Origin of the sequence: Bradyrhizobium acaciae (genome assembly GCF_020889785.1) — a bacterium.
Taxonomy (GTDB): domain Bacteria; phylum Pseudomonadota; class Alphaproteobacteria; order Rhizobiales; family Xanthobacteraceae; genus Bradyrhizobium; species Bradyrhizobium acaciae.
On the sequence record NZ_JACMYK010000087.1, the window covers coordinates 1 to 12,956 of the forward strand.

Genomic DNA, 12,956 nt, shown 5'->3' on the forward strand with positions numbered 1-12,956 from the left:
CATCGGGTCGGGCCGCGGCTCGCCACGTTCGGGCGTGAAGCCCGCGAGCGGATCGCTGCGGCGCTCGGCGATCGGCGGCGGAGGCCGACGAAGCTCGTCGGCGAAGGAGGGGCGCGCCTGGCGCGGCGGCAACTCAGGCTCGGGAAGCTCGAAACTGTCGGAGCGAGCGGCTTCGCTCTCGTTCCAGGCGGCGTCCGGGAGCGGCGCCACGCGGGGCGGCGCGGCGTCGGTCGCGACCGCGGGACGGGCCGACATCTGATCGCGTCCGGGCATCGCCCGCACGATGTTCGGCTCGACGACAATGTCGGTCGGGCCACCGATCATCAGGAGATGCTCGACGTTGTCCCGGCGGACCAGCACCAGGCGGCGGCGGCCATCGACGGCAGCTGCGTCGATCACCGCCAGCCGCGGCATGCGTCCGCGGTTGGCGTTGGCCCCGAGGCGGTTCCCAGCGAAGCGGCGGACGAGCCATGCGGTAACGCCGATCAGCGCCAGCACGACGGCGAACGCCAAGACGAATGTAACGACCTGCATATTGGAATCCCCGGCCATCGTGGCCTTCCTCAGCTTCCGCCATCAACGAGCGCGGATTGATAAGTGTGGTTTGCTTTAGCGAATCGCGCCCGAGATCCGCCTTATTTCTTAATTCCCAGCGGCTTGCAGCCGACTGTTCTATTAATAAACCAAGAATCGCTTGTCCCAAAACGACTTCTCAGCGCCCCACGCTGTCTTGGTTTGTGCTGGTTAACGCAGCATTCGTGGCGAAAATGCGCTCGCGGGCCGCAGTTGCGGCGTTCTCCACGGCTCCGTCCGATATTTTAACCACCCGTTAACCATACACCGGGCAAATTCTGCCTACCTCCGAAGAGCCCAAGGGGCGTCCAAGAGGTTAACGGAGCCGCGGCGATGTCCATGAACGATCTCCCGATCCTGTCGGCGTTGCGCAGCAAGATGCAATGGCACCAGGAGCGCCAGCGGGTGCTCGCCGTGAACATTTCCAATTCCGACACGCCGAACTTCCGGCCGCGCGACCTGGTCGAGCCGAAGTTCGATCGGGGCGGCGCCACGGTCGGCGGCGGCATGGGGACGCTGCCGATGATGCAGACCAGCGCCACCCACATGGCGGCGTCCGGTGCGCCCGACAACTTTGACAATGATCGCGGCAAGAGCGGGTTCCAGACCCGCCCGGCCGGCAATGCGGTCAATCTCGAGGACCAGATGCTGAAAGTGTCGGCCAACCAGATGGACTTCGCGGCCGTCACCTCGCTCTACAGCAAAAGCCTGCATCTCCTGAAAACCGCGATCGGCAAGGGCTAGGGCATGATCCGGAAAAGTGTGAAGCGGTTTTCCGAGAAGATCATGACCGAACCAGCAAAAGCCTGACGGCGGCAGGAGGATCCCATGGCAGATGGCACAAGCGATTTCGCCCGCTCGATGAGTATCGCGACCTCGGGCCTGCGCGCGCAGGCGGGGCGGATGCGGGTGATCTCGGAGAATATCGCCAACGCCGATTCGACGGCGCAGACCGCCGGCGGCGATCCCTACCGCCGCAAGGTGCCGACGTTTTCCTCGGCGCTCGATCGCTCGCTCGACGCCCAGGTCGTCACGCTCGGCCGGATACGTCCCGATCAGTCGTCGTTCCGCATCAAGCACGAGCCGGGCAATCCGGCGGCCGACGCCTCCGGCAACGTCAAATATCCGAACGTCAATTCGATGGTCGAAATGACCGACATGCGCGACGCCCAGCGCTCCTACGAGGCGAACCTCAACATCATCAGCGCGACGCGGCGGATGATCCAGCGCACGCTCGACATCCTCAAGTCCTGACACAACAAGAACAGGGAACGTAACTCATGGCTACACCGACTGTCGCAGCCAGCGCCTACGCCAATCTCGCCAAGATGATGGAGCGCGGCGGCGCCGAGAAGGCCGGGCAGGCGGTCGCCGGTCCGTCCTTCAGCGCGCTGTTGAAGGACTCCGTCGGCAGCGTGCTGGAGGCGGGCAAGAAGTCCGACATGCAGACCATGGCGATGGCGTCGGGCAAGGCGAACGTGATGGACGTGGTGACGGCGGTCGCCGACACCGACGTTGCGGTGTCGACACTGGTCTCGGTCCGCGACCGCGTGATCCAGGCCTATGAAGACATCATGAAGATGCCGATCTGACGTCCGTCAAAACGTCATCCCGGGGCGCAGCGACCCTCAGATGTGCAATTGCACATCAAAGATCTCGAGGTTCCGGGTTCGATGCTGCGCATCGCCCCGGACCGACGGTGTGAACAACTGAAAGCGAGAACAACAATGACCGGCCCTGAAACTCTCGACGTGGCGCGCGATGCGATCTGGACCATCGTGTTGGTGTCGTCGCCCCTGATGGTGGTCGGCCTCGTGGTCGGCGTCGTGGTGTCGCTGTTCCAGGCGCTGACCCAGATCCAGGAACAGACGCTGGTCTTCGTGCCGAAGATCCTCGCGATCTTCGTCACATTGCTGCTGGCGTTGCCGTTCATGGCCGACTCGCTCTCAAGCCACATGATGCGGATTTCGTCGCGAATCATCGGTGGTTGATGCACTAATGCCGCGGTCATGCGCATCGATGTCTCCCTGCTGCCGGCGCTGGCCGCAATCTTCGTGCTGGTCTTTGCGCGCGTGGGCGCGATGGTGATGCTGCTGCCCGGATTCGGCGAGAGCAACATCCCGGCACGGGTCAAGCTGTCGATCGCGCTGCTGCTGACGCTGATCATCCTCCCCCTGCATCGCAACGCCTATCACGTCGATCTGACGTCGATCTCCGCGCTCGGCGTGCTGATGGTGCATGAGCTCATCATCGGCATCGTGCTCGGTGCGACCGCGCGGGTGACGCTGTCGGCGCTCAATGTCGCGGGCTCGGTGATCGCGCAGCAGCTCGGCCTCGGCTTCGTCACCGCGGTTGATCCGACCCAGGGCCAGCAGGGCCAGATCGTCGGCAACTTCCTCACCATCCTCGGCCTGACGCTGCTGTTTGCGACCGACAGTCACTATCTCGTCATCGCGGCGCTGAGCGAAAGCTACCGGATCTTCTCGCCGGGCGAGATCATGCCGACCGGCGACGTCGCCGCACTGGCGACCTCCGCGTTCTCCGCGGCCTTCAAGATCGGTCTGCAGCTGTCCGCGCCATTCCTGGTGTTCGGCCTCGTCTTCAACATCGGGCTCGGCGTGCTGGCGCGGCTGATGCCGCAGATGCAGGTCTACTTCGTCGGCGTGCCGCTCTCGATCATGGTCGGCTTCCTGATCTTCGGCATCGTGCTCGCCGCGATGATGAACACCTATCTCGACTACTTCCTCGGCGTCATGCGCCAACTCGCTCCAATGAACTAGAGCGTTTTCGAGCGAAGTGGAAACCGGTTCGCGTGAAGAAAACGCGTCAAGAATAGGATCTCGGAGCATGATGCGATCAAGTCGCATCATGTTCCAGGGGAGCAGAGATGGCCGACGATACCGAAGACAAAACAGAAGACCCTACGCAAAAACGTCTCGACGATGCCCTTGAGAAAGGTGACGTCGTCAAAAGCCAGGAGGTCAACACCTGGTTCATCATCGCCGGCGCCACGCTGGTGCTGTCGACCTTCTCCGGCTCGATCGGCGGCGGCATCTTGATGCCGTTGCGCAACCTGATCGCCAATTCATGGATGATCCGCACCGACGGTGCCGGCCTGCTGGCGCTGACGCAATCGCTCGGCTACGCCGTGGTTGCCGCGATCGGCGTGCCGTTCCTGATGCTGGCGCTGGCCGCGGTCGCGGGCAACATGATCCAGCATCAGCTGGTGTGGTCGGGCGAGCAGCTCAAGCCGAAATTCTCCAAGATATCGCCGGCTGCCGGCCTCAAACGGCTGTTCGGCAAGCAGGCGGTGGCGAACTTCCTGAAAGGCCTGTTCAAGCTGATCGCGCTCGGCGCCGTGATGGTCGCGGTGCTGTGGCCCGACCGGATGCGCATGGAATCGTTCCTGCGAGTCGATCCGGCGGAGCTTCTGCCCGCCGTCACCGGCATGACGGTGCACCTGTTGGCGGCGGTGGTTGCCATCCTCGCCGCGGTTGCGATCGCCGACTACTTCTTCCAGTACCGGACCTGGTACGAGCGTCACAAGATGTCGCTGCAGGAGATGAAGGAAGAATTCAAGCAGTCGGAAGGCGACCCGCACGTCAAGGGCAGGATCAAGCAGTTGCGGGTCCAGCGCGCCAAGAAGCGCATGATGGCCCAGGTTCCGAAGGCCTCGGTGATCATCACCAATCCGACCCACTATTCGGTGGCGCTGGCCTATGATCGCAGCATGTCGGCGCCGGTCTGCGTCGCCAAGGGCGTCGACAACCTCGCTTTCAAGATCAGGGAGATCGCCAAGGAGCACGACATTCCGATCGTGGAGAACGTGCCGCTGGCCCGGGCGCTCTATGCGACCGTCGAAATCGACAAGGAAATCCCGGTCGAGCACTATCATGCGGTTGCCGAAATCATCGGCTACGTGATGCGGCTGAAGCGCGGCCTGTCCGGCCTGCGCCAGTAAGGGGCGGAAAACCGCTTGAAATGCGTGTAACTTGCGAAATTGCCGCCTGATGGACTTGCGTTTTCGGGTCCGATTCAGGCACTCAGGGGCAAGGTGGCCGGCCGGTCGCCTTCGTGATGCAGACGAGCCATGTCTCTCCAGATGACCGCCGATAGCAACGATCCTCCCGCGACTGAGCCGTTCGTGGCCCACGGGCCAGCGCGGCGCAGCGGCAGCATCCTGCTGGTGGTCCTGATCGCCATCGGCATCGTCGCTCTGGCAGTCTGGCTGATGGCCATCGGTCGTACCCAGGCGCAGCCCTATATCCTCGGCGTGCTGGCGCTGCTCGCCACCGCCGGCCTGTTCAACCTGTTTGCGCTGGCCGCCGGCATCATCCGCTTCTCCGACCGCGCCACCGACGACCCGGTGATGGCACGGATTGCCGACCAGGCCCAGGAAGGGCTCGTCGTCACCGACTCCCGCGGTCACGTGGTCTATTCCAACGCCGCCTATCTCACGCTGACCGGCGCGGCCGGGCCGCAGGACGTCCGGCCGGTCGAGCGCGTCTTCATCGGTAACCCCGACGTCTCCGAGGCGGTGTTCCGCCTCCTGAAGGCGGCGCGCGAGGGCAAGCGGCAGCAGGAGGAGGTCCGTGTCGCCGGCCATGACGCCGGGCCAGGTGGTGCACAAGGCCGTTGGCTGCGCCTGCGGGTCCGCCCGCTCGGCGAGGGCAAGCGCGACGCGAAATACGCGGTGTGGTCGATCGCCGACATCACCCGCGACCGCGAGCGCCAGGAAGACGTGTTCCAGGAGCTGCGGCATGCGATCGAGTATCTCGACCACGCGCCATGCGGCTTCTTCTCGGTCAATCCGGCCGGCGAGATCGCCTATGTCAACGCGACGCTCGCGAACTGGCTGGACTATGATCTGGCCGAGATCGGTTCGGGCGGCCTGAAGCTGACCGACATCGTCTCGGGTGACGGCGCGGCGCTGCTGACCTCGATTGCGGCGGTGCCGGGCGAGGTCAAGACCGAGGTGTTCGATATCGACCTGCGCATGCGCGGCGGCAAGACCGTGCCGGTGCGGCTCTATCATAAGCTTGCCTTCGGCGCTGACGGTGCGGCAGGCGCCTCGCGCACGCTGGTGATCAGCCGCGCCCGCGACGAGCGTTCCGATCCGGAGCGCGCCGCCGAGGTGCGCTTCATGCGCTTCTTCGACCACACGCCGATGGCGATCGCGACCGTCGATCGCGGCGGCAATGTGGTCGGCGCCAATGCGCGCTACGCCAAGCTGGCGCAGGGGCTGAACGGCGACGGCGGCGCCGCCAAGTCGATCTTCCGCGCGGTCAATCCGCGCGACCGCGGCCTCCTGATCGCCGCGATCAACCAGGCTGCGGAAGGACAGGGCGATATCGCGCCGGTCGAGGTGATGCTCGACGGGCCCAAGGAGCGCTTCGCCCAGTTCTTCGTCACGACCGTCGAGAAGGACGAGCGCGACGCCGAGACCGCGATCGTCTACATCCTCGAGATCACCGAGCGGCGCGCGCTGGAAAACCAGATCAACCAGTCGCAGAAGATGGAGATGGTCGGCCAGCTCGCCGGCGGCATCGCGCACGATTTCAACAACGTGCTGTCGGCCATCATGATGGCGAACGACTTCCTGTTGAACGCGCACAAGCCGACCGACCCGTCGTTCCAGGACATCATGCAGATCAAGCAGAATGCCACCCGCGCCGCGACGCTGGTGCGGCAGCTGCTCGCGTTCTCGCGCCGCCAGACCCTGCGGCCGCAGGTGCTCGATCTCGGCGATGCGTTGAGCGACCTCACCATGCTGCTGCGCCGGCTGATCGGCGAGAAGGTCAAGCTCGACCTCGTGCATGGCCGCGATCTGTGGCCGGTGAAGGTCGACGTCTCGCAGTTCGAGCAGGTGGTGGTCAATCTCGCGGTCAACGCGCGCGACGCGATGCCGGACGGCGGCAAGCTGATCATCCGCACCGCCAACGTGTCGACCGAGGAAGCCGCCCAGCTCGCCAACAAGGGCATGCCGGCGGCGGACTATGTGAAGATCGAGATTTCGGACACCGGCACCGGCATTCCGCACGAGATCATCGACAAGATCTTCGAGCCGTTCTTCTCGACCAAGGAAGTCGGCAAGGGCACCGGTCTCGGCCTGTCCACGGTCTACGGCATCGTCAAGCAGACCGGCGGCTTCGTCTATGTCGATTCCGTGCCGGGCGGGGGAACCACGTTCCGGATCTATCTGCCGCGGCATCGCCAGGAGCAGGAGGTCGCGCCGGAGGCGCATGCCGGCAACGGCGCGGCAAAGGAGACTGCTACCGCTGAAGTCGCCAAGCCGAAACCGGATCTCACCGGGCAGGGCACCATCCTGCTGGTCGAGGACGAGGACGGTCTGCGCTCGCTCAATGCACGCGGCCTGCGTTCGCGCGGTTACAGCGTGATCGAGGCGGCGAACGGCGTCGAGGCGCTGGAGGCGTTCGAGGAGAACAACGGCAAGGTCGATCTCGTCGTCTCCGACGTCGTGATGCCGGAGATGGACGGGCCGACGCTGCTGAAGGAAATGCGCAGCCGCAATGCCGAGCTGAAGATCATCTTCGTCTCCGGCTATGCCGAAGACGCCTTTGAGAAGAGCCTGCCGGAGAACCAGCAATTCGCGTTCCTGCCGAAGCCGTTCACGCTGACGCAGCTGGTTGCCGCGGTGAAGGAAACCATGACGGCGAACTAGCCCTACGCCGGTGCGATGCGCTCTTGATTTCTCGCAGGTGCGAGGTGAAATTCCGGTGCGGCTGCGGTTGAACCCCGGCCTCATCTCGCGCTAGGACGCAGTGTCGCGCCCACAAGCACCATAGTGTCACATCTCCGCGACCGAGGGCCGCAGCCGCGGTTCCCGTTTCCGGCTTCACTTTTATCAGGCCCTGCCCATCTTAGGGGCGTTTCCCCATGCCGGGGAATCCTTTGAGGAAACCAACATGAATTTCTCGCAACGCACGCGTGGAATTGTTCGGGCGATCGCCGTCATGATGGCGCTGGCGCTGCCCGTCATGATGACCGTTTCGGCAGCCGACGCCCGCGTCGGCGGCGGCGGCTCGCGCGGCTCGCGGACATTCTCCGCGCCGCCCTCGACCAACACTGCGCCGGGCTCGGTTGCGCCGTTGAACCGTACCTTCAGCCAGCCCGGCAGCCCGGGCATGAGCTCGCCGGCGGCGGCGAATTCCGGCGGCCTGTTCGGCCGTGGCGGAATGGGTCGTGGCCTGCTCGGCGGTCTCGCCGCGGGCTTCCTTGGCGCCGGCCTGTTCGGCATGCTGTTCGGCGGTGGCCTGTTCTCGGGTCTCGGCGGCCTGTCGTCGATGCTCGGCCTGCTGCTGCAGATCGGTCTGATCGTGCTCGTGGTCCGGCTCGCGATGTCGTGGTGGCAGCGCCGCAATGCGCCGGCCGCCGCCTACGCCGGTGGGCCCGACGTCGGTCCTGGCCCGCAGGCGAACGCCCGTTCGGGCTTCGGCTTCGGCATCGGCGGCGGATCGAACACGCCGGTCGAGATCGCACCTCGCGACTACGAGACGTTCGAGCGTCTGCTCGGCGACATCCAGACCGCGTGGTCGAACGAGGACATCGCGAAGCTGCACACGCTCGCGACGCCCGAAATGGTGTCGTACTTCTCGAAGGATCTCGAGGAGAACAAGGCACGCAACGTCACCAACAAGGTGACCAATGTGAAGCTGCTGCAGGGCGATCTCGCGGAAGCCTGGCGCGAAGGCGACAGCGAATATGCGACCGTCGCAATGCGCTACTCGCTGATCGACACTATGCTCGAACGCGGCAACGGCCGTCAGGTCAGCGGCGGGCAGCCGGAGGAGGTCACCGAGGTCTGGACCTTCGTGCGCCAGCGCGGCGGCAATTGGGAGCTTTCGGCGATCCAGCAGACCAACTGATTGCTTGCCAGAGATGACAGATAGAAAGCGCCGCGGCTTGGACCGCGGCGCTTTTGTTTTGTGGGCTTCATTCGCGTATCGCGGTGCCGGAATATCCGGACAGGCCGCGGGTTCACGTCAGCAGACCATAACAACCATCGGGAGGATCATAGGATGAAGATCGTTGCGCAGATCGCGGTTCCGGCCTGTCTTGCGTTCGTCATCATGGCTGCGCCGCCGGCAGCGGCGCAGACCGCCGACACCAGCTTCTTCGTGACCAGTAACGGCATCGGCAATGGCGGCAATCTCGGTGGCCTCGCCGGCGCCGACAATCATTGCCAGACCCTGGCGCAGGCCGCGGGTTTCGGTGCGCCGAAGACGTGGCGCGCCTATCTTTCGACCCAGGCGGCCGATGGCAAGCCCGCGGTGAATGCGCGCGACCGCATCGGGAAGGGGCCGTGGAAGAATGTGAAGGGCGTGGTGGTCGCCAAGGATGTCGCCGACCTCCACAGCGCCGGCAATAATCTCACCAAGCAGAGCGCCCTGTCCGAGAAGGGGGAAGTCCTCAACGGCGCCGGCGACACGCCGAACCGCCACGACGTGCTGACGGGATCGCAGGCGGACGGCACGGCCTTTGCGGCCGGTGAGGACCGCACCTGCAAGAACTGGACAAGCAGCACGCAAGGCGCTGCCATGGTCGGGCATTTCGACCGCAAGGGTCTGCGCGACGACGAGCCGTCAAAATCCTGGAACATGTCGCATCCGTCGCGTGGCCCCGACGGCGGCTGCTCGCAGGCCGATCTGAAAAGCACCGGCGGTGACGGCCTGCTGTACTGCTTCGCGGCGAACTGAGGGATAACCAAAGACACGTCATTGCGAGGAGCTCGCGACAAAATTGCAAAGCAATTTTGCGCTGAAGCGACGAAGCAATCCATCTGTCCGCGTGTGCCGCAAGATGGATTGCTTCGCTTCGCTCGCAATGACGGCGATAGCTCAGCTCTTCTTGCGCTTTGCGGTCTTCTTTGCGGCTTTCTTGACGGTCTTCTTGGCAGCTTTCTTTTTCTTCGCGGCTTTCTTCTTGGTCGCGAAATAGGCCTCGACCTTCTTCGATGAATGTCCGACCTCGGCCACCGCGGCCTTGAGCCGGGCAGGGGTCACCTTGAACTTCTTCGACCAGTAGCGGACCTCGTAGGGCTCGCTGATGGCGATCCGTGCGCGGTCCGCGGCCATGTGCCGCTGCTCTTTGAAATAGGCCTCCACCTTCCTGGCGGAGTGTCCGACCTTCTTGACGGCGGCTGTGAGCTTCGCCGGCGTGACCTTGAACTTCTTGGACCAGTACGCAACTTCGTAGGACTCGCTCAGCGCGATCAGAGCGCGATCCTGTGCGCCCCGCTTCTTCTTGTTGTCCGCCATCACATGATCCTTCATCGAAGATTCCACGTTGGAACCTTAGCAGTCCCCGCGCTGTTCGCACAGGCAGCCTGTGCGCGATGGACGATCTGACCGTATCGCGGCTACGATCTAGATGACGGGCAGCGGTGCAGCGAAGTTTTTGGAGATAAGTCCATGCACTATCAGCTCTACTACTGGCCGACGATCCAGGGTCGCGGCGAATATGTCCGCCTCGCGCTCGAGGATGCGGGCGCAGATTATACCGATGTCGCACGGGCTAAGGGCGGCACAGGCGCCATGATGAAGATGATGGACGCGCACAAGGGCACGCCGCCGTTTGCGCCGCCGTTCCTCAAGGCGGGCCAGCTCGTGATCGGGCAGACCGCCAACATCCTGCTCTATCTCGGGGCGCGCCACGGCCTGGCGCCGAAGGCGGAAGGCGGAAAGCTCTGGGTGCACGAGTTGCAATTGACCATCGCGGACTTCGTGGTGGAGATCCACGACACCCATCATCCGCTCGGCCCGTCGCTATATTACGAGGACCAGAAGGCGCCGGCCAAGAAGCGCACGGAGGAGTTCTGGAAATCGCGGGTGCCGAAATATCTCGGCTATTTCGAGGACCTGGTCGCGGCGAACGGCGGTTCGTTCGTCGCCGGGCGCCGGCTGACCTACGTCGACCTGTCGCTGTTCCAGATCGTGGAAGGCCTGCGCTACGCATTTCCGAAGCGGATGGCGAGGTACGAGAAGAAGGTGCCGCGGCTGCTCGCGCTGCGCGATCGCATCTCCGAGCGGCCGAACATCAAGGCGTATCTGGCGAGCGAACGGCGGATTCCGTTCAACGAGGAGGGGATCTTCCGGCGCTACAAGGCGCTGGATTTGTGATCGCAGTCACCGGTTCCGCCCATCCACCGGCGTCATCGCGATCTTCGACAGATCGATGCCGTCGATGCAGCTGACGTTGAGCGCCACGATGTCGGAGCCATCGGGCTTCTTGCAGCGCGCGAACACGTCGACGCCGCAATCGATGCAGAGTTGGTGACGGATCGCATGGCGGTTGAAGAGATATTCCTTCAGGTTCTCGGCACCGGCGCGGAGCTGGAAGCTCGTTGGCGGCATGAACACGAAGTGCAGGCCCTTCTTGGTGCAGATCGAGCAGTTGCAGGCGGTGACCATGGCCATGTCGGTGGTGCATTCGAAGCGCACCTGTCCGCAATGGCAGCCGCCGGTATAGGTCTTGTTCTCTGCCATGATGGTTCCTCACCACAGTCCGGGCACGAGACGATAGCGCACCCGCGCCGCATAGTCGGCATAGCCTGATAATCCCGCCACCAGCGTGCGCTCCTCGATCCCGGTGCGGAACGCGAACATCGCGAAGAACACCGGCACGAAGGCAAGGCCCCACCAGGAGCCGAGCGTCAGCGGCACGCCGATGAAGAACAGCATCACGCTCGCATACATGGGATGGCGGACCAGCGCGTAGGGACCGGTCGAGATCACGTGATGGTGGCGCTCGGTCTGCACCTTCACGACCGGCGCCGCGAACGAATTGGTGCGGAACACCCACAGGATCAGCACGGTCGAGAGCAGATACAACGCCAGGCCGAGCACGATCAGCGCTACGGCGGCATTGGCGCCGCCAAAACGGCGATCGAGCCCCATCGCGACGAACCACAGCACGGCGATGACGAGGAACACCAGCATGAAGCGCTTGTCTTCGGTCGGCTGGCCCTCACGCGCGGTGAGACGCATGCGCTCGGCCAAGAGGCCAGGATCGACCTTGGCAAGCCACAGCCCGCAGGCCGGGCCGATCAGCGCCGAGACGATCAGATAGGCCCAGGCGCCGGGCCAATGCAGCGTGCCGGCGAAGGCAAACAGCAGCACGGCCATGGCGATGACGAAGAGGGTGTTCTGCAGGAGGAGCTTTGCGATCATGGGAGGCTCCGCGATTCCGACAGCGATTATCGCATTGTTTTCCCGGCAAGCATGCGGCCGCAGTCATCAACTTTCGGAGCGGGCGAGGTGTTCCCACGCCGCAGCCGAACTTACAGTTAGATAAGCAATTGCTTATGCGGCGAAATGCCGGATTGCGAGCCGACGGAATCGCGCATCACCGGCGCAGGTCGTTCACTCGTTGTTGCCGCGCCGGACCGTGATCGAGGCGTCGGTCCTGTTGCGCGTGCATTCGAGATTCAGGCGGCGATAGCGCATCGTGATGGTGTTGCCGCGCAGGATGCCCATTCGCTTCAGGCAGCGCGAGGTGCCGGTGGTGGCGTCGTCCTTCGGCACGGTGAAGATCAGCGCGGTGGCGGAGCCGACCAGGTTGAAGAACTCCGGCTTCATCTTGCGATCGGTCTTGGCATAGAGCTCGATCGAATAGTCCTTGCCGCGGCAGCCGAGCGACAATTCCTTGGCAGCCGGGTGTGTGAGGTATGTGATGTTGGCGGCGCTGAAATTGACCTTCAGCCCGTCGATCTGGCCGGCGAGCTGCTTGGCGATGTCCACACAGGGATCGGCATGCGCGGGCGAGGCGGCGAAGGCGGTCGCCAGCGCGATCAGTGCGGCAGGCAGGGTGGAGCGGATGCTGAAAGAGCGTCGGCGCAACGGTGCTGTCACGAAATTACCCCCGCGGTATGGAAATACGCGAAGCTACATGCAGGCTCCCGCGAAGCGCGTCAATATCGCCGCTCCGTCAGGATGCGCACTTGCCGTCCTGCGCCTTGGAGGCCCCGGCGGCCCGACGCTCGCAATCATTGCCATAGGTCTTGCCATCACAGCCGCACACCGGCTTGAAGATCTTGTTGCAGATCGTCGGCCGGAACGCGCAGGTGCCGGACTGGTCGGCACGGCCGCAGCTACCGGGTTTGAACTGGCAGAATTGGCCGCGACTGCTGCATTGCAGGCCGGCGATGCCGCCGCACGCCCTGCCGAGGCGGGCCGCATCGGCGCCGCTCGGGAGCGCGATCAACAAGGCCAGCGCCGCAAACCGGATGAAAAGCGCTGTCTTCATGAAGGCCTCCTGATGGCTTCCTTGGCCGGTTGGCGGTGCGCTGCGCGTTGTGGCAACTCGAGATTACCGTGGCATGAAATCTAACATGTGGATCGCCGGTCCCGCGCATGGCTGGAAGG

The 12,956-nt window shown here is 64.1% G+C and carries 16 protein-coding genes; 10 read left to right on the forward strand and 6 right to left on the reverse strand.

The window, feature by feature from the left end; genetic code table 11:
- On the reverse strand, positions 1–552 hold a 552-nt coding region (locus H8A92_RS26850; protein ID WP_229198547.1), incomplete at its 3' end, for a flagellar biosynthetic protein FliO.
- 354 nt (positions 553–906) lie between these two features.
- On the opposite strand from H8A92_RS26850, the gene flgB reads away from it, so the two are divergent.
- The 9 genes from flgB (at position 907) to H8A92_RS26895 (ending at position 9,290) form a co-directional block, all read left to right on the forward strand.
- On the forward strand, positions 907–1,317 hold the full coding sequence (gene flgB, locus H8A92_RS26855; protein WP_229198548.1) for a flagellar basal body rod protein FlgB: 411 nt from the start codon (positions 907–909) through the stop codon (positions 1,315–1,317).
- Positions 1,318–1,401: 84 nt separating this feature from the next.
- A complete protein-coding gene (gene flgC / locus H8A92_RS26860; RefSeq protein WP_021077939.1) occupies positions 1,402–1,827 on the forward strand; it encodes a flagellar basal body rod protein FlgC in 426 nt (141 codons plus the stop codon).
- Between the two features lie 26 nt (positions 1,828–1,853).
- On the forward strand, positions 1,854–2,165 hold the full coding sequence (fliE, locus tag H8A92_RS26865) for a flagellar hook-basal body complex protein FliE (RefSeq protein WP_229198549.1): 312 nt from the start codon (positions 1,854–1,856) through the stop codon (positions 2,163–2,165).
- Between the two features lie 135 nt (positions 2,166–2,300).
- Entirely contained in the window at positions 2,301–2,564 is a 264-nt protein-coding gene (fliQ, locus tag H8A92_RS26870; protein ID WP_194460393.1) for a flagellar biosynthesis protein FliQ, read from the forward strand.
- A gap of 18 nt (positions 2,565–2,582) precedes the next feature.
- The gene (gene fliR / locus H8A92_RS26875) at positions 2,583–3,353 is read left to right on the forward strand and encodes a flagellar biosynthetic protein FliR (protein ID WP_229181406.1); all 771 of its coding nucleotides are present in this window, start codon (positions 2,583–2,585) and stop codon (positions 3,351–3,353) included.
- Between the two features lie 107 nt (positions 3,354–3,460).
- The gene (gene flhB, locus H8A92_RS26880) at positions 3,461–4,534 is read left to right on the forward strand and encodes a flagellar biosynthesis protein FlhB (protein ID WP_229198550.1); all 1,074 of its coding nucleotides are present in this window, start codon (positions 3,461–3,463) and stop codon (positions 4,532–4,534) included.
- A 141-nt stretch (positions 4,535–4,675) separates the two neighbouring features.
- Entirely contained in the window at positions 4,676–7,255 is a 2,580-nt protein-coding gene (gene cckA, locus H8A92_RS26885) for a cell cycle histidine kinase CckA (protein ID WP_229198575.1), read from the forward strand.
- Between the two features lie 244 nt (positions 7,256–7,499).
- The gene (locus H8A92_RS26890) at positions 7,500–8,459 is read left to right on the forward strand and encodes a Tim44 domain-containing protein (RefSeq protein WP_229198551.1); all 960 of its coding nucleotides are present in this window, start codon (positions 7,500–7,502) and stop codon (positions 8,457–8,459) included.
- 204 nt (positions 8,460–8,663) lie between these two features.
- Positions 8,664–9,290, forward strand: coding sequence for a lectin (locus H8A92_RS26895; protein WP_229198576.1), 627 nt, complete (start codon positions 8,664–8,666; stop codon positions 9,288–9,290).
- A gap of 141 nt (positions 9,291–9,431) precedes the next feature.
- On the opposite strand, the gene H8A92_RS26900 is transcribed toward H8A92_RS26895, so the two are convergent.
- A complete protein-coding gene (locus tag H8A92_RS26900; RefSeq protein ID WP_229198577.1) occupies positions 9,432–9,851 on the reverse strand; it encodes a DUF3606 domain-containing protein in 420 nt (139 codons plus the stop codon).
- Positions 9,852–10,004: 153 nt separating this feature from the next.
- Here H8A92_RS26900 and H8A92_RS26905 point away from each other — a divergent pair, with 153 nt between their 5' ends.
- Positions 10,005–10,712: a glutathione S-transferase gene (locus H8A92_RS26905; protein WP_229198552.1), complete on the forward strand. Its 708-nt coding sequence runs from the start codon at positions 10,005–10,007 to the stop codon at positions 10,710–10,712.
- A gap of 6 nt (positions 10,713–10,718) precedes the next feature.
- Here the strand turns inward: H8A92_RS26905 and H8A92_RS26910 are convergent, their stop codons facing one another.
- From H8A92_RS26910 to H8A92_RS26925, 4 genes are all read right to left on the reverse strand, one after another.
- A complete protein-coding gene (locus H8A92_RS26910) occupies positions 10,719–11,078 on the reverse strand; it encodes a GFA family protein (protein WP_229198553.1) in 360 nt (119 codons plus the stop codon).
- Positions 11,079–11,087: 9 nt separating this feature from the next.
- On the reverse strand, positions 11,088–11,762 hold the full coding sequence (locus H8A92_RS26915) for a methyltransferase family protein (protein ID WP_229198554.1): 675 nt from the start codon (positions 11,760–11,762) through the stop codon (positions 11,088–11,090).
- A 192-nt stretch (positions 11,763–11,954) separates the two neighbouring features.
- Positions 11,955–12,443 carry a hypothetical protein gene (locus H8A92_RS26920; protein WP_420831372.1) on the reverse strand — a complete coding sequence of 163 codons (489 nt, stop codon included), beginning with the start codon at positions 12,441–12,443 and terminating at the stop codon, positions 11,955–11,957.
- A gap of 76 nt (positions 12,444–12,519) precedes the next feature.
- A complete protein-coding gene (locus H8A92_RS26925) occupies positions 12,520–12,837 on the reverse strand; it encodes a Kazal-type serine protease inhibitor family protein (RefSeq protein WP_229198555.1) in 318 nt (105 codons plus the stop codon).
- Between the last annotated feature and the right edge of the window lie 119 nt (positions 12,838–12,956).

Bases quoted from the DNA above. Each gene is read 5' to 3' on its own strand.
- H8A92_RS26905 (WP_229198552.1), top strand. From the start codon at position 10,005: ATGCACTATCAGCTCTACTACTGGCCGACGATCCAGGGTCGCGGCGAA.
- H8A92_RS26915 (WP_229198554.1), bottom strand. From the start codon at position 11,762: ATGATCGCAAAGCTCCTCCTGCAGAACACCCTCTTCGTCATCGCCATG.
- H8A92_RS26925 (WP_229198555.1), bottom strand. From the start codon at position 12,837: ATGAAGACAGCGCTTTTCATCCGGTTTGCGGCGCTGGCCTTGTTGATC.
- flgC (WP_021077939.1), top strand. From the start codon at position 1,402: ATGGCAGATGGCACAAGCGATTTCGCCCGCTCGATGAGTATCGCGACC.
- flgB (WP_229198548.1), top strand. From the start codon at position 907: ATGTCCATGAACGATCTCCCGATCCTGTCGGCGTTGCGCAGCAAGATG.
- H8A92_RS26895 (WP_229198576.1), top strand. From the start codon at position 8,664: ATGGCTGCGCCGCCGGCAGCGGCGCAGACCGCCGACACCAGCTTCTTC.
- H8A92_RS26900 (WP_229198577.1), bottom strand. From the start codon at position 9,851: ATGGCGGACAACAAGAAGAAGCGGGGCGCACAGGATCGCGCTCTGATC.
- fliQ (WP_194460393.1), top strand. From the start codon at position 2,301: ATGACCGGCCCTGAAACTCTCGACGTGGCGCGCGATGCGATCTGGACC.
- cckA (WP_229198575.1), top strand. From the start codon at position 4,676: ATGACCGCCGATAGCAACGATCCTCCCGCGACTGAGCCGTTCGTGGCC.
- fliE (WP_229198549.1), top strand. From the start codon at position 1,854: ATGGCTACACCGACTGTCGCAGCCAGCGCCTACGCCAATCTCGCCAAG.
- fliR (WP_229181406.1), top strand. From the start codon at position 2,583: ATGCGCATCGATGTCTCCCTGCTGCCGGCGCTGGCCGCAATCTTCGTG.
- H8A92_RS26890 (WP_229198551.1), top strand. From the start codon at position 7,500: ATGAATTTCTCGCAACGCACGCGTGGAATTGTTCGGGCGATCGCCGTC.
- flhB (WP_229198550.1), top strand. From the start codon at position 3,461: ATGGCCGACGATACCGAAGACAAAACAGAAGACCCTACGCAAAAACGT.
- H8A92_RS26910 (WP_229198553.1), bottom strand. From the start codon at position 11,078: ATGGCAGAGAACAAGACCTATACCGGCGGCTGCCATTGCGGACAGGTG.